At 67.4% G+C, this 16,932-nt stretch carries 15 protein-coding genes; 12 read left to right on the top strand and 3 right to left on the bottom strand.

Translation table 11 applies throughout. From position 1 onward, the window contains the following. The first annotated feature begins 3 nt into the window (after nt 1–3). Nucleotides 4–420 (top strand): DUF4112 domain-containing protein, encoded by a 417-nt coding sequence (locus ACP159_RS12495; protein WP_425100053.1) that lies wholly within the window; start codon nt 4–6, stop codon nt 418–420. 139 nt (nt 421–559) lie between these two features. On the opposite strand, the gene ndk is transcribed toward ACP159_RS12495, so the two are convergent. After that, nucleotides 560–982, bottom strand: coding sequence for a nucleoside-diphosphate kinase (gene ndk / locus ACP159_RS12490; protein WP_425100052.1), 423 nt, complete (start codon nt 980–982; stop codon nt 560–562). Nucleotides 983–1,213: 231 nt separating this feature from the next. On the opposite strand from ndk, the gene ACP159_RS12485 reads away from it, so the two are divergent. From ACP159_RS12485 to ACP159_RS12460, 6 genes are all read left to right on the top strand, one after another. Beyond that, on the top strand, nt 1,214–1,897 hold the full coding sequence (locus ACP159_RS12485; protein ID WP_425100051.1) for a potassium channel family protein: 684 nt from the start codon (nt 1,214–1,216) through the stop codon (nt 1,895–1,897). After that, nucleotides 1,898–3,253 carry a TrkH family potassium uptake protein gene (locus ACP159_RS12480; protein WP_425100050.1) on the top strand — a complete coding sequence of 452 codons (1,356 nt, stop codon included), beginning with the start codon at nt 1,898–1,900 and terminating at the stop codon, nt 3,251–3,253. Between the two features lie 192 nt (nt 3,254–3,445). After that, nucleotides 3,446–5,296 carry an ABC-F family ATP-binding cassette domain-containing protein gene (locus ACP159_RS12475; RefSeq protein WP_425100049.1) on the top strand — a complete coding sequence of 617 codons (1,851 nt, stop codon included), beginning with the start codon at nt 3,446–3,448 and terminating at the stop codon, nt 5,294–5,296. A 157-nt stretch (nt 5,297–5,453) separates the two neighbouring features. Further along, the gene (locus ACP159_RS12470; protein ID WP_425100048.1) at nt 5,454–6,563 is read left to right on the top strand and encodes a metallophosphoesterase family protein; all 1,110 of its coding nucleotides are present in this window, start codon (nt 5,454–5,456) and stop codon (nt 6,561–6,563) included. Nucleotides 6,564–6,710: 147 nt separating this feature from the next. Further along, the gene (locus ACP159_RS12465; protein WP_425100047.1) at nt 6,711–7,337 is read left to right on the top strand and encodes a MarC family protein; all 627 of its coding nucleotides are present in this window, start codon (nt 6,711–6,713) and stop codon (nt 7,335–7,337) included. A 56-nt stretch (nt 7,338–7,393) separates the two neighbouring features. Beyond that, entirely contained in the window at nt 7,394–7,975 is a 582-nt protein-coding gene (locus ACP159_RS12460) for a retropepsin-like aspartic protease family protein (RefSeq protein ID WP_425100046.1), read from the top strand. Between the two features lie 321 nt (nt 7,976–8,296). On the opposite strand, the gene ACP159_RS12455 is transcribed toward ACP159_RS12460, so the two are convergent. Together ACP159_RS12455 and ACP159_RS12450 are read right to left on the bottom strand one after the other, a co-directional pair. Then, the gene (locus ACP159_RS12455) at nt 8,297–8,755 is read right to left on the bottom strand and encodes a DNA polymerase III subunit chi (RefSeq protein WP_425100045.1); all 459 of its coding nucleotides are present in this window, start codon (nt 8,753–8,755) and stop codon (nt 8,297–8,299) included. Nucleotides 8,756–8,760: 5 nt separating this feature from the next. Beyond that, nucleotides 8,761–10,227, bottom strand: a complete 1,467-nt coding sequence (locus ACP159_RS12450; RefSeq protein ID WP_425100251.1) for a leucyl aminopeptidase — start codon at nt 10,225–10,227, stop codon at nt 8,761–8,763. A 150-nt stretch (nt 10,228–10,377) separates the two neighbouring features. On the opposite strand from ACP159_RS12450, the gene lptF reads away from it, so the two are divergent. The 5 genes from lptF to pdxA are packed head-to-tail and all read left to right on the top strand — an operon-like array spanning nt 10,378 to nt 16,931. Then, on the top strand, nt 10,378–11,487 hold the full coding sequence (lptF, locus tag ACP159_RS12445) for an LPS export ABC transporter permease LptF (protein WP_425100250.1): 1,110 nt from the start codon (nt 10,378–10,380) through the stop codon (nt 11,485–11,487). Continuing rightward, nucleotides 11,484–12,578, top strand: a complete 1,095-nt coding sequence (gene lptG / locus ACP159_RS12440; protein ID WP_425100044.1) for an LPS export ABC transporter permease LptG — start codon at nt 11,484–11,486, stop codon at nt 12,576–12,578. Before lptF ends, lptG begins: the two co-directional genes overlap by 4 nt. After that, nucleotides 12,575–14,743, top strand: coding sequence for an LPS-assembly protein LptD (locus ACP159_RS12435; RefSeq protein WP_425100043.1), 2,169 nt, complete (start codon nt 12,575–12,577; stop codon nt 14,741–14,743). The genes lptG and ACP159_RS12435 overlap by 4 nt, the downstream gene beginning before the upstream one ends. Then, on the top strand, nt 14,731–15,963 hold the full coding sequence (locus ACP159_RS12430; RefSeq protein ID WP_425100042.1) for a peptidylprolyl isomerase: 1,233 nt from the start codon (nt 14,731–14,733) through the stop codon (nt 15,961–15,963). The genes ACP159_RS12435 and ACP159_RS12430 overlap by 13 nt, the downstream gene beginning before the upstream one ends. Continuing rightward, a complete protein-coding gene (gene pdxA / locus ACP159_RS12425; RefSeq protein WP_425100041.1) occupies nt 15,960–16,931 on the top strand; it encodes a 4-hydroxythreonine-4-phosphate dehydrogenase PdxA in 972 nt (323 codons plus the stop codon). Before ACP159_RS12430 ends, pdxA begins: the two co-directional genes overlap by 4 nt. Nucleotide 16,932 lies beyond the last annotated feature (1 nt).

Genomic DNA, 16,932 nt, shown 5'->3' with positions numbered 1-16,932 from the left:
GCCATGAGCATCCATCCCGATCATGACCGCGTCCGGACGGCGGAGACCATCGCCCGGCGCATGGACTCGGCGCTGCGGGTGCCGTTCACCCGCATCACCTTCGGCCTCGACAGTGTCATCGGCCTGATCCCGGGTATCGGCGACGCGTTGGCGGTGGCACCGTCCCTGTGGATCGTCAAGCTGGCGCATGATTGCGGGGCACCGACGCATCTCAAGGGCCGGATGCTGGCGAACATCGGCACCGACTGGCTGATCGGCCTCGTGCCGCTGATCGGTGACCTGTTCGACGTCGGTTTCAAGGCCAACCTGCGCAACGCCGCCCTGCTGCGCGCGCACGTCGAGGCCAAGCATCAGACCGCGGCACAGCCGCGCCCGGCCAGCAACCCGCGCCTGGCCGCCCGCACGCCGCTGCCGGCCTGACACCGGATCCCCTGCAGACATCTGCCTGTATGTCTGCCTCTGACTGGCGCCCCCTTCTGCCGGGGGCGCCATTTTTCCGCGCCCAACAAAAAAGCGCCCCGCGGGGCGCTTTTCCGTGTCTTGTCCGTCAGCCTGCGGCTCAGCCGACCAGTTCGAGGCCGGAGAAGAAGTAGGCGATTTCGACGGCGGCGGTTTCCGGCGCGTCGGAGCCGTGCACGGAGTTCTCGCCAACCGACTCGGCGAACTCGGCGCGGATGGTGCCCGGGGCGGCGTCGGCCGGGTTGGTGGCGCCCATCACTTCGCGGTTCTTCGTGATGGCGTTCTCGCCTTCGAGAACCTGGGCCACGATCGGCGCGGAGGCCATGAACTCGCACAGCTCGTCATAGAACGGGCGGGCGGCGTGCACCTTGTAGAACTCGCCGGCCTGCGCCTTGGTCAGGTGGATGCGCTTCTGTGCGATGATGCGCAGACCGGCTTCCTCGAACTTGGCGTTGATCTTGCCGGTCAGGTTGCGGCGGGTTGCATCGGGCTTGATGATCGAAAAGGTGCGCTCAAGGGCCATGTCGTGCTCCATCGTCAGGCTGCCCCGGACACCGTGTCCGGAGGGTTTTCCATTGCGCGGGGCGGTAACACGGCACGGGCGGTTTGAAAAGCCCCGGGATGGCGGCGGCGATCGCGGGGCCACCCGGCCGCCCCCGGCGCGGCCGCGTTCCGTGACACATTGACTTCCGGTGCCGGGGAAACAACTGTCCCCGTGACAGGCACGCTCCGCCTGCCGCAGCCGGAAACCCCAATGTTCGGATCCAGGAAGAAGCCCGCCGAGAAACGCAACACCTTCGCGGTCATCGGCCTTGGCAACTTCGGCTTCACCGTGGCGCAGGAACTCACCCGCTTCGGCAATCACGTCATCGGACTCGATACCCGCCCGGAGCGCGTCGGCCAGGTCGCCGAGGCCGTCTCGCAGGCGCTGATCGTCGACGCCCGGGACGATGTCGCCCTGCGCGAGGCCGGGATCGGCGATTGTGACGTGGCGCTGGTCGCCATGGGATCGGACCTCGAAGCCAGCATCCTCGCCGCCATCAACCTCAAGACCATCGGTGTGCCGGTGGTCTGGGCCAAGGCGACGACGAAGACGCACCACCGCATCCTGTCGCGGCTCAAGGTCGACCGCGTGGTGCACCCGGAGGTGGAAATGGGCCAGCATATCGCCCAGATGCTGCACAACCCGCTGGTGCGCGACTATGTCAGCCTCGGCAACGGCTACCACGTGGCGAATTTCAAGATCCCCGAGTCGCTCGAAGGCAAGTCCCTGCTCGAGGTGCCCTATGCCTCGGAGTACGACCTGCGCTGCATCGGCGTGATGCGCGGAACGGAGTGGATCGGCGATGGCACCACGGGCTGCACGCTCGCCGCCGACGACCTGCTGCTGCTGCTCGGCAAACGCGCGGACCTGCGCCACTTCGCGTCGAGCCTCTGAATGGCCGCAAAGCCGAAACGCCTGCTGACCCGGCTGCGCCTGTGGTTCGGCACGCTCCAGCCGCCCGCGGTGCTGACCGTGCTCTACGCCGCCTGCGTGCTCGCCGGCGCGGTGCTGCTCTGGCTGCCGATCGCGCATCACGGCACCGTCACCGCCGGGGCGGCGCTGTTCACCTCGGTCTCCGCCGTCACCGTCACCGGACTGGCGGTCGCGGACACCGGCACGGACTTCACCCTCTTTGGCCAGATCGTCATCGCGCTGCTCATCCAGCTTGGCGGGCTGGGGCTGATGACTTTCGCCGTGATGCTGCTCTCGGCGCTCGGCATTCCGGTGGGCATGCCGCAACGGCTGATCCTGCGCGAGGAGATCGGGCACACGTCGACCGCCGGGCTGGCGCTGATCGCACGGCTGATCATGCGGGTGGCGCTGATCTGCGAAGGGATCGGGGCGCTGCTGCTCATGATCGTCTTCGTCCCGGAGGAAGGCTTCTGGCGCGGGCTCTGGTTCTCGGTCTTCCACAGCATCTCGGCCTTCAACAACGCCGGGTTCGCCCTCTACCCGGACAGCCTGACCCGCTTTGCCGGAAACCCGGTCATGAATGTGACCATCCCGGCCCTGTTCATCCTCGGCGGCCTCGGGTTCATCGTGGTGGGCGACGTCTACCAGACCCGGCGCTGGCAGGGGCTGGCGCTGCATTCCAAGCTGATGATCGCCGGAACGCTGGCGCTGATCTGCTTTGCCTTCGTCACCTTCGCGGCACTGGAATGGGGCAACCCGCGCACGCTGGGCGGCCTGCCGGACTGGGAGACGAAAGTCTGGGCCAGCTGGTTCCAGGCCGTCACCCCGCGCACCGCCGGCTTCAACACGCTCGACTACGGCGCGATGCACGACAGCACGGCGTTGATGACCATGCTGCTGATGCTGGTGGGAGGTGGCAGCACCTCGACGGCGGGCGGGATCAAGGTCACGACGCTGATCGTGCTGATGCTGGGCACGCTCGCGTTCTTCCGCCGCACGGAGGAGCTGCACGTGTTCGGGCGCAGCCTCGGCGTGGACGAGGTGATGAAGGTCATGGCGCTGACGACGATCAGCCTTCTCGTGGTGCTGACAGGCATGTTCGTGATCTCGATCTCGCATGATGCCGAGTTCCTCGACCTTGCGTTCGAGGTGACCTCGGCCTTCGGCACCGTGGGCCTGAGCCGCGGGGCGACACCGCATCTCGATGGCATGGGGCGCACTGTGGTCATGGTGATCATGTTCCTTGGCCGGGTCGGGCCGCTGACGCTGGGCTTCTTCCTCGCCACGCGCAGCACGCCCCGGGTGCGCTATCCACGCGGCGAGGTCTATCTGGGCTGAGCGGTTTCGGTGCGCAGGGCGCACCGACCGGCGCGCGCTGCGCGCGCGGTGAAAATTTTGCCGGAACAAAATTTTGGTTCGGGGCGCTGCCCCGGACCCCGAGGGTATTTGAGGACCAAAGAAGCGCAGGTTTCCCGTGCCTCGGGCGGATCGCATTGACAAGCCAGACGCCCTCTGCCACCTGCCTCAGCCATGTTACGCATTCAGGACATCTCCTATTCCGTCGAGGGCCGCCCGCTGTTCGAGGGCGCCTCCGCGACCATCCCCGAGGGTCACAAGGTCGGCCTCGTCGGCCCCAATGGCGCGGGCAAGACCACGTTGTTCCGGCTGATCCGGGGCGAGCTGACGCTCGACAACGGGGACATCTCGCTGCCCTCCCGCGCCCGCATCGGCGGTGTCGCGCAGGAGGTGCCCGCGTCGGAGACCTCCCTGATCGACACCGTCCTGATGGCCGATACCGAGCGCCACGCGCTCATGGCCGAGGCCGACACCGCCACCGACAGCGGCCGCATCGCGGAAATCCAGACCCGGCTTGCCGATATCGACGCCTGGTCCGCCGAGGCCCGCGCCGCGACCATCCTGCGCGGCCTCGGGTTCGACCCGGAGCAACAGCTCATGCCCTGCTCCGCCTTTTCGGGGGGCTGGCGGATGCGGGTAGCGCTGGCCGGTGTGCTGTTTGCCGAGCCGGACCTGCTGCTGCTCGACGAGCCGACCAACTATCTCGACCTCGAAGGGGCGCTCTGGCTGGAGAACTATCTCCAGAAGTACCCCCATACGGTCATCGTGATCTCCCACGACCGCGGCCTCCTGAACCGCGCGGTGGGCAGCATCCTGCACCTCGAGGACCGCCAGCTGACCTATTACGGCGTGCCCTATGACGGCTTCGCCAGGCAACGTGCCGAGAAGCGGGCGCAGGCCGCCGCCATGGCCAAGAAGCAGGACCAGCGCCGCGCCCACCTGCAGAGCTTCGTCGACCGTTTCCGCGCCAAGGCCTCCAAGGCCAAGCAGGCGCAATCGCGGCTCAAGATGATCGAGCGCATGGACATGATCTCCGCCCCGGAGGAGGCCGCCAAGCGGGTGTTCAACTTCCCGCAGCCGGACGAGCTGTCGCCGCCCATCGTGAATATCGAAGGCGGATCAACGGGGTACGGCGAGGCCATCGTTCTGAAAAACCTCGACCTGAGGATCGACCAGGACGACCGCATCGCGCTTCTGGGCAAGAACGGTCAGGGCAAGTCGACCCTGTCGAAGCTGCTCTCCGACCGCCTGCCGTTGATGAGCGGCCGGATGAACCGCTCCTCCAAGCTGCGCATCGGCTATTTCGCCCAGCATCAGGTGGATGAACTCCATCTGGACGAAACGCCGCTCCAGCACCTTCAACACGAGCGCCCCGGTCAGACCCCGGCGAAACTGCGCGCGCAGCTGGCGGGCTTCGGCCTGATGGCGGCGCAGGCGGAGACGGAGGTCGCGCGTCTGTCGGGTGGCCAGAAGGCCCGCCTCTCGCTGCTGCTCGCGACGCTCGACGCGCCGCACATGCTGATCCTCGACGAGCCGACCAACCACCTCGACATCGAGAGCCGCGAGGCGCTGATGGAGGCGCTGACCGCCTATTCCGGCGCGGTGATCCTCGTCAGCCACGACATGCACCTGCTATCGATGGTGGCGGACCGGCTCTGGCTGGTCTCGAACGGTACGGTGAAGCCTTACGAGGAGGACCTCGACGCCTACCGCGCCATGCTCCTCGCCCGCGACACCCCGGTGAAGGCCGAGAAGCCGAAGGAGAAGCCCAAGCGCCCCTCCCGCGACCAGATCCTCGAACTCCGCGCCGAGGCCCGCAAATGCGAGGACCGCGTCACCAAGATCGAGGACATGCGGAGCAAGCTGGCGAAGAAACTGGCCGATCCGGAACTGTACGAGACGTCCCGCAAGGGGGAGCTTGAGACCTGGAACAAGAAGTACGCCGAGGTCATGGACGGGCTGCGGCGGGCGGAGGCGCTCTGGGAGGCCGCGCTGGAAAAGCTTGAAGCGGCGGAGAGCGCTTAAAGTGTCAGCTGTGAGCCAGATCACAAGCAAATGATGTAAAGTCATCCCTAGGATTGACAGACAGGGAACCCGGGCCGCACCATCGCGTCCGGGTTTTTCTTTTCCCTTTCCATTCATTCAAAGGTTGCACCCGCGCCCCAAGCTTCAGGACCTTGCCATGACCCATTCTCCGGATGACGCTCCCTTCAACCGCTATGACGGCACGCTGTTTCACGCCGGGCCGGTCCCCGGCCCGACCGTTCCCGAGCATGATGCGGGAGGCGACCTGCATTATGACGTCGACCAGATTCTCAACGCCGCCCAGAAAAGTCTGATCGCCTCCAGCGGACTCCTCGCCTTCCACACCTTCGGGGACAGCGGCACCGACCATGTCGCGAAACACAATGGCAATCCGAACACGCGCCAGTCCGTCGCCGACGCCATCACCGCGGAATGTGCGGCCCTCGCGGGGACGCCCGAGCGGCCCGCCTTCTGTTACCACCTCGGCGACCTGATCTACCCGGACGGCAACAGGCACAAATACGAGGACGAGTTCTACAAGCCATTCGAACACTACCCGAACGCCATCGTCGCGGTGCCCGGCAATCACGACTATTACGGCGACCATCTCGAGTCATACCGGCTGAATTTCATGCAGCCGGTTCTGGAGCACAAGCCACACGTCCGGCCGCGCATGAACCTGCCCTATTATCACTGGACGCTCGACACGCCTGTCGCCACGATCATCGGCCTTGCCACCACCTCGGATTACGTCTCGCAGTCTCAACAGGACTGGTTCGACTCCGAGATGAAAGCCGCCTCGCGCGACAAGGCGCTGATCGTGGCGACGCATTATCCGCCCTATTGCGCCGACGGGTCAAACAATCGCGGCGTGCGTCATAGCATCGCCCGCGCCATCAGCGCGGCAACGCGCACGCCCGATCTGGTCATCAGCGGCCATTCGCACAACTATCAGCGGATCGAGGGGCCCTATCCCGTGCTTGTCGTCGGCACCGGGGGCGTGAGCGCCGATCCGGTCAGTCGCAGCGTCGCGAACGACGGGGCACGGCTGATGGCCAGCTCCGGCGACAGCTTCGGCGCGGTGACGCTGACGGTGAACAAGAACACCCGCACCATCGAAGGCCGCTTCGCCACCGCCTCCTGGCATGCGACAGACCTGCTCGCTCCGGGGCAATCCCCTTCGGCGCCGGTGCTGCCGCACGGTCAGGCGCCGAACGCCGCAGGGACGCCGGTGCTCGACCAGTTTTCCTATCCCTGGAATGTCTGAGCCAGCGCTCCCGTAGGGCGGGGCTATGCCCCGCACTCCAGACAAGACCCAGCGGGGCCATGCCCCGCACTCCAGACCAGACCCAGCGGGGCTGTGCCCCCCTTCCCCGCTCTGGACAGCCCTGCCGGAACCGCCTACCCCTGTGCCATGGACAGCGCCTTTCTCATCACTGCCTTCGTGACGCTCTTCGTGGTGATCGACCCCATCGGTCTCACCCCGCTGTTCATCGCCCTGACCAGCGGCGCGGACAGCGCCCACCGCCGGGCCGTTGCGCTCCGGGCCTGTATCATCGCCTTCATCCTGTTGACCCTGTTCAGCTTTCTCGGCGAGGGACTGCTCGGCTTCATCGGCATCTCGATGCCCGCTTTCCGCATCGCGGGCGGCATCCTGCTGTTCCTGACCGCCCTCGACATGCTTTTCGAGCGCCGCACGAAGCGCCGCGAGGACCAGACCGAGACCGAGGATTTCCCGGACCCCTCCGTCTTTCCCATCGCCATCCCCCTGCTTGCCGGACCCGGTGCCATCGCCACCATCATCCTGCTGACCGGCCAGTCGGACGATCTCCTCGGCAAGGTCTCGGTGCTCGCCGTCATGGCCTCCGTCCTTGCGATCGCCCTTGTGCTGTTCCTGTCCGCCGGGGTGATCGAACGCGCCCTCGGCAAGACCGGCATCACCGTGGTGACCCGTCTTCTCGGCATGCTGCTCGCCGCGCTCTCGGTGCAATTCGTGCTCGACGGGCTTCGGGCTTTCGGTTTTGCAGGCGGCGCGGGGTGAAAACCGCCACCCCCGCGCCTAAGTAGGTATCGGGTGACTTCGGTGAGGGACCGCTCATGGACGACTGGCAAATCGGCCGCTTTATCTATCTCGCCATCCTGGCGGGGGCGCTGCTGCTGTGGTTTTTCGTCGAAAACCGGGACAGCATCGGCACCAAGGTCAAGCACATGGCGGCCTGGGGGCTGATCTTCCTCGGCACTGTCGCGGCCATCGGCCTCTGGGGCGACATCCGCCAGACCGTGCAGCCCCGGCAAGCGGTTTTCGAGGACCAGGGCCGGATCGAACTGCCCTTGCAGGCGGACGGGCATTATTACGCCGTGCTCGACATCAACGGTGCGCAGACCCGCTTCGTCGTCGACACCGGCGCGTCAGGTGTCGTGCTGACCCGCGAGGATGCGGAGCGGGCGGGCCTCGACACAAAGGACCTCGCCTTCTATTCCGAGGCGATGACCGCCAATGGCGCGGTGCGCACCGCGCCGGTGCGGCTCGATCAGGTCGCGCTCGGGCCGTTCACCGACCGGGGCGTGCAAGCCTTCGTGAACGCCGGGGAAATGGACACATCCCTGCTGGGCATGACCTACCTGCAACGCTTCTCCCGGATCGAGATCGCAAACGGCAGGCTGGTTCTGGAGCGCTGAGGGGCCACGCCACGCAGTCCCGGCCTTGCCCCGGGACCTCATGCCCGGCGCACGGTGCCGCAAGGTTCCGTTCACCTCTCCCCGGCACAGTCACCCCCGGTACCAACTGAAAAACCGGATTGATGCGCCGATGGCTTCTGGCAAAGGCCAAGGCGTCTGCCCCGAAGGGGGATATTCGATCTGATCAGACGAATAAGCCGGGAGATAAACGCCCCGGACCTGATGATCCGCAATCGGCGGCCGCCCTTTTCAGGCTTTCACAGCAAGGACAACGCTTCCCCGTCCGGCACCCGGTGCCGTGGCGGGCAAAGGCGCGTGCGCTCAGGCCTCCGCCTTCATCTCCCAGCGCCCGCTTTCCTCGGACCAGTACTTCGCCTTGCACCCCGCGTCGGTCAGCGCCCGCCATTGCCCGCGCGCCACGTCCAGCGCCGCCTCGTCGTGACCGTCGAACAGCACGCTGACCCGCGCCAGCCGGGTGACCTCCTCCGGCGACACGCTGGCGCCATCGACCGAAATCAGGCAGTGCGGATCGTTCGGCAGGTCCGGCCCCGCCGTCAGCAGGATCGGCTGCAAGGCGTCATGCGGCCCGCCCGCCAGCCCATGCGGCAGGAAGCCCTCCTCCGGTCCCTGCCAGAGCTTCTGGTCGAGCCAATCCATCCGGCCCGGCTCCTGTCCCCGCACCGCGACACGCCAGCCCTCCTTGAGCGAGCGCTCCAGCAGCACCGCCAGGGTCTCGTCCATGGGACGGCGGGTCAGGTGGTAGAAATACGCCTCGCCCATGGGCCTCAGCCCTTCTCGTAGTGGTCCCGCACCAGCCGGTCGAGCGCCATCACCCCCCAGCCCGTCGCGCCCTTCGGGGCCAGCACCGTCTCGGACGAGACCTGCGCCACCCCGGCGATGTCGAGGTGAATCCACGGCATCCCGTCCTCGATGAACCGTTCGAGGAAAACCGCCGCCGTGCTCGCCCCCGCGGGCCGCCCTCCGGTGTTCTTGATGTCCGCTTTCAACGTCTTGATCTGGTTGTGATACCCCTTGCCGAGCGGCAGCCGCCACGCGCCCTCGCCCTCGGCCTCCGCCGCCTTGAGGAACTGCCCGGCAAACCCGTCGTCGTTCGAGAACACCCCGGCGTTGTCATGGCCCAGCGCGATGATGCAGGCCCCGGTCAGCGTCGCGAGATCGACGATGGCGGCGGGCTTTTCGGTCTGCTGGCAGTGCCAGAGCACATCCGCCAGAACCAGCCGCCCCTCGGCATCGGTGTTGACGATCTCGATGGAGACCCCGCGCATCGACTTGACGATATCGCCCGGGCGGGTGGCCTTGCCGTCGGGCATGTTCTCCACGAGCCCCACCAGACCGACCACGTTGGCCTTCGCCCCGCGCAGCGCCAGCGTCTTCATCACGCCGGAAACGACCCCCGCGCCGCCCATGTCCATGGTCATCTCTTCCATGCCCGCCGCGGGCTTGATCGAGATGCCGCCGGTGTCGAAGACCACACCCTTGCCGACCAGCGCCAGCGGGGCCCCCTCGCCGCCCTTCCAGCGCATGACGACCACCTTCGACGGGCTCTCGGAGCCCTGGCCAACCGCCAGCAGCGCCCGCATGCCCAGTTCGGCGAGCCGGTCCTCCTCCAGCACCTCGACCTCGACGCCCAGTGCCTTCAGCCCCTCCAGGCGTTTGGCAAATTCCGTTGTGGTCAGCACGTTGGCCGGTTCGGAGGTCAGATCGCGGGTGAAGAACACCCCTTCGGCCACCGCCAGCGCATCGCTCACTGCCTTGGCCTCCGCGCCCGGGTCCTTGACCCAGATCACCGCGTCTCCCGGCGCCTCGGCCTTGTCGGTCAGGTGCTCGTCGAACTTGTAGCCGCGCAGGGCCAGCCCCAGCGCCACATCCGCCAGACGCGCCGTGCCTTCCGCCAGCACGGTGACCGCCTTTGCCCCCGTCGCCTTTGCCAGCGACGCCCCCGCCTTGCGCGCCGCCGTCACCTCCGGCTTGCGCTCCAGCTTCATCAGCACAATCGCCTCCGCCTGCAAGCCGACCGGCATGGCGAGCGTCAGGACATCGCCCTCCGCCAGTTTGCCCCAGGCCTCGGTCTCGACCGCCCGCGCCACCGCGCCCTTGCACAGCCGGTTGACCCGCCGCGCCGCCGGGCTGAGCGTGCCCGCCGCGTTGATCAGAACCGCTATGGTGCCCTGCATGGCATCGAGATCGTCCAGTTTCGTCTCGGCGAAGGTGATCTTGCGCAGCTGGGTCATGTCCGTCTCCATCAGTGGGTTTTCGCCAAGAGGTAACGACCCGGGCAGGCAAAGACCAGAGTCAGCTTTCCCCGCCTGACCCGATCCGTTAGTCTTCGCGGACAAGACCAAGGCTCCGGGGGGCGCGACGTGCAGAGATTCGACCGCTACATGCTGTCGCAATTGATGGTCTTGTTCGGATTCTTCGCGCTGGTCCTCGTCTCCGTCTACTGGGTCAACCGCGCCGTGGTGCTGTTCGACCGGCTGATCGCGGACGGCCATTCCGCCGGGGTCTTCCTCGAATTCTCCGCCCTCTCCCTTCCCTCCGTCATTGCGCTGGTGCTGCCGATGGCGTCCTTTGCCGCCGCCGTCTACGTCACCAACCGGCTTTCGAGCGAAAGCGAGCTGACCGTGGTGCAATCGCTGGGCTATTCGCCCTGGCGCCTCGCCCGCCCGGTGCTGATCTTCGGCGTGCTGATCGCGGCGATGATGGCGATGCTGACCCATGTGCTGGTGCCCGCCTCGCTGGAGCAGCTGCGTCTGCGAGAGCGCGAGATCTCCGGCTCCCTGACCGCGCGGCTCCTGCGCGAGGGGGTGTTCCTGCATCCGTCGAAGGGCGTGACCTTCTACATCCGCGACATCTCCGACCGGGGCGAGCTGAGCGACGTGCTGCTCTCCGACCGCCGTCAACCGGGGCGCGAGGTGACCTACACGGCGGAGAAGGCCTACCTGATCCGCGACGACGACGGGCCGAAACTGGCGATGGTCGAGGGCATGGCGCAGACGCTGGACCTCGAGACCGAACGCCTGTCCACCACCAATTTCGCCGATCTGACCTATGACGTCTCGGCCCTCGTCACGCAGGCCGGCGTCGGGCGGCGCAAGGCGAATTTCGTGCCGACCTGGGAGCTGCTGACCCGCACCGACGCGGTGGCCGAGGAGGTCAATGACGAGCCGGGCGAGGTTCTCGAAGAGGCGCACATGCGCTTCCAGAACCCGCTTTTGTGCATCGTTGCGGCGCTCATCGGCTATTCCGGGCTGATGGTCGGCGGCTATTCGCGCTTCGGCGTGACGAAACAGATCGTCGGGGCGATCTTCCTGCTGGTGGTGGTCAAGCTGGTCGAGAGCGGCGTGACCGATCCCGTCCGCGCCAATGCCCGGCTCTGGCCGCTGGTCTACCTGCCTTCCGTGGTCGGCTTCGGCATCGCCTTCGGCCTGCTCTGGACCGCCAGCCGCCCGTTCCGACCCAAACGCGGCGCGACGCAGGAGGCCCCGGCGTGACCCTGCACTACTACTTCGCCCGCCGCTTCCTCTGGCTGTTCCTGTCGATCGCCGCGGTCTTCGCGCTGTTCCAGGCCTTTGTCGACCTGATGGACGAGATGCGGCGCCTCGACGGCGATCCGACCATGGGACAGCTGCTGCAACTGGTGGCGCTGAAGCTGCCCGAAGGCATGTACCAGATCCTGCCGCTGGTGATGATCCTCTCGACCGTCGCGCTGTTCCTCGGCCTTGCCCGGTCCTCCGAACTGGTGGTCGCCCGCGCCGCCGGGCGCTCGGGCATGGCGGCGCTCATGGCCCCTGTGAGCGTGGCCGTGATCATCGGCGGGCTGACCGTGGCAATGCTCAACCCGGTGGTCGCGGCCACCTCGAAACGCTATGCCGACCTGCGCGAGACCTACGAGAACGGCGGCGCCTCGGCGCTCTCCATCGGCGCCGAAGGGCTCTGGCTGCGGCAGGGCGGCCCGCAGGGGCAATCGGTGATCCGCGCCGCGAGCACCAATGCCGAAGGCACCGTGCTCTATGATGTCAGCTTCGTGATCTACGCCCCCGGAGGCGGCCCGGCGCAGCGGGTGATTGCCGACAAGGCCGAGCTTGGGGACGCGGAGTGGGTGCTGACCAAGGCCAAGGCATGGCCGCTGGCGGCAGGGCTGACGCCGGAGGCCGGGGCCAAGATGCACGAGACGCTGCGCATCCCCTCGACCCTGACCCGCGACAGCATCCGCGACCGCTTCGGCAAACCCTCGGCCATCGCGATCTGGGACCTGCCGGGCTTCATCGCCGATCTCGAAGAGGCCGGGTTCTCCGCCCGCCGTCACGTGGTCTGGCTGCAGATGGAACTGGCCCGCCCGGTTTTCCTCATCGCCATGCTGCTGGTCGGTGCGGCCTTCACCATGCGCCCCACGCGCCTTGGCCGCACCGGCCTTGCGGTGCTCTCGGCGGTGCTGCTGGGCTTCGGCCTCTACTACGTGCGCAACTTCGCGCAGATCCTCGGCGAGAACGGCCAGATCTCCCCGGCGATGGCGGCCTGGGTGCCGCCTGTCGCATCGGTCTTGCTTGCGCTGGGGTTGATACTGCATATGGAGGATGGATGACTCGCACCCTCCATATCTTGGCCTTGCTTGCGGCACTGGCCTGCCCCCTGCCCGCCGCCGCGCAGCAGGGACAGGCGAGTAATGCCAATCCGCCCGCGCTGCTCGTCGCCGATCAGGTCTTTGTCGAGGGCGAGGACCTGCTCATCGCGACCGGCAACGTCGAGGCGTTGCACGACGGCATCCGCCTGACCGCCACGCGCATCACTTACACCAAGTCCACCGACACGCTCAGCATCGACGGCCCCATCCGCATCACCGACGAAGCGGGCAACATCCTGCTCGCCGACTACGCCGAGATGGACCAGGCGCTGCGCAACGGCCTCCTGCGCAGCGCCCGGATGATCATGGACCAGCAGTTGCAGCTTGCCGCCGTCGAGGCGCGGCGGGTCGAGGGACGCTATACCCAATTGTCCAAGGTGGCGGTGACCTCCTGCCAGGTCTGCGGCGACGACAGCGCCCCGCTCTGGCAGATCCGCGCGACACGGGTGATCCACGATCAGGAGGAGCGCCAGCTCTACTTCGACGACGCGCAACTGCGCATTCTCGATGTGCCGGTGTTCTACCTGCCCCGGATGCGCCTGCCCGACCCGACGCTGAAACGCGCGCGCGGCTTCCTGATCCCCTCGCTGCGCTCCTCCACGCTGCTCGGCTTCGGCATCAAGCTGCCGTACTTCATTCCGATCGGCGATCATCAGGACATCACCCTGACGCCGTATCTCTCGCCCAAGACGCGGACGCTGGAGTTCCGCTATCGCCGGGCCTTCCGCAACGGCAATCTGGAGGTCAACGGCGCCCTGACCGGCGACACGCTGATCCCGGACACGGCGCGGGGCTATCTCTTCGCCGAAGGGCAGTTCGACCTGAAACGCGATTTCAAGCTGGCCTTCGACCTCAAGACCACAACCGACCCCTCCTACCTCAACGACTACGGAATTGCCGGGGCCGACCGGCTCGACAGCACGATCACCCTGACCCGCGTGCGCAAGGACGAGTTCATCGAGGCGGGCCTCGTGCATTACGAGTCGCTGCGGGCGTCGGAGGACAACGACACCCAGCCGACGATCATCGGTTTCGCCCGTGCCGAGCGGCGGACCTTTCCGGCGATGATGGGCGGCGAGCTGCGGCTGTCCGGCGAGGCGCACAGCCACTACCGTTACAGCTCCATCCCCTTCGACAGCGCCGATGCCGACACCGAGGTGGACGGCCGCGACGTGGTGCGCCTGAATGCCGAGGCGGCCTGGCTGCGGCGCTGGACCCTGACCGGCGGTATCCGTGCCGGGGTGGACGCGCATCTCTGGGTCGACCACTACAGCATCCGGCAGGACGTGACTTCCCCCGGCACCGTCTCGCGCGCGACGCCGGGCCTCGCCGTCGAGCTGCGCTGGCCCTGGCAGAAGCAGGGTCCCGCCGGCGGCAGGACCCTGATCGAGCCGGTGGTTCAGTTCGGCTGGATCGGCGGCGACCGCCCGGGCAATCCCAACGACGAGAGCACCCGCGTGGAATTCGACGAGGCCAACCTGCTGAGCCTTTCGCGCTTTCCCGCCGCCGACCGCCACGAGCATGGCAAGACGCTGGCCGCCGGGCTGCGCTGGATGCACCAGGCGCCGCAGGGCTGGTCCGCCGCGCTCACCTTCGGCCGGGTCTGGCGCGAGGAGGCCGATCCGGACTTCACCCGCTCCTCCGGCCTCGACTCCCGGGAAAGCGACTGGCTCGTCGCCGGGCGCTTTGCCAATGCCTCCGGTCTCAGCCTCGTCGCCCGGGGCCTGCTGGACGACACCTTCCGCTTTTCCAAGGCCGAGGCGCGGGCGGGCTGGACCAACGCCCGCATGGATCTCGGGGCGTCCTACCTGCTGCTTGTCACCGATCCGGCAGAGAATCGCGCAACCGCCCAGTCGGAATGGACTTTTGACGGCTCCTACCGGATCAGCCGTCACTGGACCGGCTCGACCGAGTGGCGCTATGATCTGGCGGGACGAAACCTTGACCGCGTGGGTCTGGGCCTGCAATACCGCAATGAATGCGTTCAGGTGGATTTCGGGGTGCAGCGCAAGTATGCCTCCTCGACCAACTTTGAGCCGAGTACGGATTTCGATTTGACTGTCGCGCTGACGGGCTTTGGCACCAGCGACAGCGCCAAGGAGTATCGACGCACATGCAAGTACTGACCCGCCTGTTCGCCCCGCTGGCAACCGCCGTGGCCCTCGCCGTCCTGCCGATGGCCGCCCCGGCCCCGGTGGCAGCGCAGGGGCTGTTCCAGCCCGCGATCATCGTCAACGACGCGATCATCACCGGCTACGAGCTGCAGCAGCGGGCCGAGATGCTGCGCCTGCTGAACGCGCCGGGCGATTTGCAGAAACTGGCGCGACAGCAGCTGATCGACGACCGTCTGCGGCTGCAGTCCGCCGCCGCGCTCGGCATGTCGCCGACCTCGGAGGACATTCTCGACGGCATGTCGGAATTCGCCGGGCGGGCCAACCTGACCCGAGACGAATTCGTCAAGGTGCTGGAGGCCAACGGCGTCTCCGCCCAGACCTTCCGCGACTTTGTGAAGGCCGGCATCGCCTGGCGCATGGTGGCCGGGGCCCGGTTTGCCGCGCGTGGCGCGGTGAGCGAGGCCGAGGTCGACCGCGCCCTCTCCGCCGGGGGTGGCAGCTCCGTGCGGGTGCTGCTGTCCGAGATCATCATGCCGATGCCGCCGCAGGAGCAGGAGGCCGTCCGCGCCCGCGCCGCCCGGATTTCGCAGATCACTTCCGACTCCCAATTCTCCGCCGAGGCCCGCCGCTATTCCGCCGCGCCTTCGCGTGGTCAGGGTGGCCGCCTGCCGTGGCGCGACATCAAGGAACTGCCGCCGGTGCTGCAGCCGCTGGTGCTGAACCTCAAGCCCGGCGAGGTCACCGACCCGCTGCCGCTACCCAACGCCATCGCCCTGTTCCAGCTGCGCGACATCGAGGAGACCGGCTACAGCGCCCCGGAAATCGCGTCGGTGGAATATGCTGCCTACTACATGCCCGGCGGGCGCTCGGCGGATACGCTGGCCAAGGCGCGGGTTCTGGAGAGCCGCGTGGACCGCTGCGACGACCTTTATGGCGTGGCCAAGGGCCAGCCCGCCGAGGTACTCGAACGCGGCACCCTGCCGCCCGCCGACATCCCGACGGACATCGCCTACGAGCTGTCAAAACTGGACCCCGGCGAAGTCTCGACCACGCTGACCCGGGCGAACGGGCAGACGCTGGTGTTCCTGATGCTCTGCGGGCGCACCAACAAGATCGCCGAGGACGTGGACCGCGAGGAATTCACCATCGGCCTGCGCAACCGCCGCATCGGCTCGCTGGCCGAAGGCTACCTCGCGCAGCTGCGCGCCGACGCCCGCATCATCGACAAATGAGCCCGCTGCCCATCGCGGTCAGCTGCGGCGAGCCTGCGGGCATCGGTCCGGAGCTGATCGAGGCCTGCTGGCGGGAGGTGTGCGGGACACTGCCGTTTTACTGGATCGGCGATCCGGCGCATTTGCCGGGCGCGGTGCCGCATGTGGTGATCGACAGCCCCGATGCGGCGGCGGGCGTTGCGGCGGAGGCTCTGCCGGTGCTTGCCCTGCCCTTCGACGGTCCGCGCGTCTGCGGCACGGCGCAGCCCGCCCATGCGGCGGGGGTGATCGCCTCGATCGAGCGCGGCGTCGCGGATGTCATGGCGGGCAAGGCCTCGGGCCTGTGCACCCTGCCGATCCACAAGCAGGCGCTGGCGGAGGGGGCGGGCTTTGCCTACCCCGGTCACACCGAGTTCCTCCAGCATCTCGCCGGGGTGGACGAGGTGGTGATGATGCTCGCCTCCGAGCAACTGCGGGTGGTGCCGGTGACCATCCACATCGCCGTCGCGCAGGTGCCGCGCGTTCTGACCCCGGCGCTGCTGGAGCAGCGGCTGCGGATCACACACGCGGCGCTGCAGACGCAATTCGGCCTCCCCGTCCCCCGCATCGCCGTCTCCGGCCTTAACCCCCACGCGGGCGAAGGCGGGCGCATGGGGCGCGAGGAGATCGAGATCATCGCGCCGGTGCTGGAGCGGCTCCGCGCCGAGGGCATGGACCTGATCGGCCCGCTGCCCGGCGACACCATGTTCCACGCCGCCGCCCGCGCCCGCTATGACGTGGCGGTCTGCATGTACCACGATCAGGCGCTGATCCCGATCAAGACGCTGGATTTCGACCGGGGCGTGAACGTGACTTTGGGCCTGCCGTTCATCCGCACCTCGCCGGACCACGGCACCGCCTTCGACATCGCGGGCAAGGGGCTTTGCAATCCGTCCTCGACGCTGGCGGCGCTGCGCATGGCATGGCGGATGGCAGGGGGATCGCTCTAAG

Origin of the sequence: Tropicibacter sp. S64, assembly GCF_049803835.1 — a bacterium.
Classification (GTDB): Bacteria; Pseudomonadota; Alphaproteobacteria; order Rhodobacterales; family Rhodobacteraceae; genus Pacificoceanicola.
This window is presented reverse-complemented; position numbering and strand designations above follow the sequence as displayed.

What these genes read in the sequence shown, in the direction of transcription:
- ACP159_RS12495 (WP_425100053.1), top strand. Translation starts at nt 4, where the DNA reads ATGAGCATCCATCCCGATCATGACCGCGTCCGGACGGCGGAGACCATC.
- ndk (WP_425100052.1), bottom strand. Translation starts at nt 982, where the DNA reads ATGGCCCTTGAGCGCACCTTTTCGATCATCAAGCCCGATGCAACCCGC.
- ACP159_RS12485 (WP_425100051.1), top strand. Translation starts at nt 1,214, where the DNA reads ATGTTCGGATCCAGGAAGAAGCCCGCCGAGAAACGCAACACCTTCGCG.
- ACP159_RS12480 (WP_425100050.1), top strand. Translation starts at nt 1,898, where the DNA reads ATGGCCGCAAAGCCGAAACGCCTGCTGACCCGGCTGCGCCTGTGGTTC.
- ACP159_RS12475 (WP_425100049.1), top strand. Translation starts at nt 3,446, where the DNA reads ATGTTACGCATTCAGGACATCTCCTATTCCGTCGAGGGCCGCCCGCTG.
- ACP159_RS12470 (WP_425100048.1), top strand. Translation starts at nt 5,454, where the DNA reads ATGACCCATTCTCCGGATGACGCTCCCTTCAACCGCTATGACGGCACG.
- ACP159_RS12465 (WP_425100047.1), top strand. Translation starts at nt 6,711, where the DNA reads ATGGACAGCGCCTTTCTCATCACTGCCTTCGTGACGCTCTTCGTGGTG.
- ACP159_RS12460 (WP_425100046.1), top strand. Translation starts at nt 7,394, where the DNA reads ATGGACGACTGGCAAATCGGCCGCTTTATCTATCTCGCCATCCTGGCG.
- ACP159_RS12455 (WP_425100045.1), bottom strand. Translation starts at nt 8,755, where the DNA reads ATGGGCGAGGCGTATTTCTACCACCTGACCCGCCGTCCCATGGACGAG.
- ACP159_RS12450 (WP_425100251.1), bottom strand. Translation starts at nt 10,227, where the DNA reads ATGACCCAGCTGCGCAAGATCACCTTCGCCGAGACGAAACTGGACGAT.
- lptF (WP_425100250.1), top strand. Translation starts at nt 10,378, where the DNA reads ATGCTGTCGCAATTGATGGTCTTGTTCGGATTCTTCGCGCTGGTCCTC.
- ACP159_RS12435 (WP_425100043.1), top strand. Translation starts at nt 12,575, where the DNA reads ATGACTCGCACCCTCCATATCTTGGCCTTGCTTGCGGCACTGGCCTGC.
- ACP159_RS12430 (WP_425100042.1), top strand. Translation starts at nt 14,731, where the DNA reads ATGCAAGTACTGACCCGCCTGTTCGCCCCGCTGGCAACCGCCGTGGCC.
- pdxA (WP_425100041.1), top strand. Translation starts at nt 15,960, where the DNA reads ATGAGCCCGCTGCCCATCGCGGTCAGCTGCGGCGAGCCTGCGGGCATC.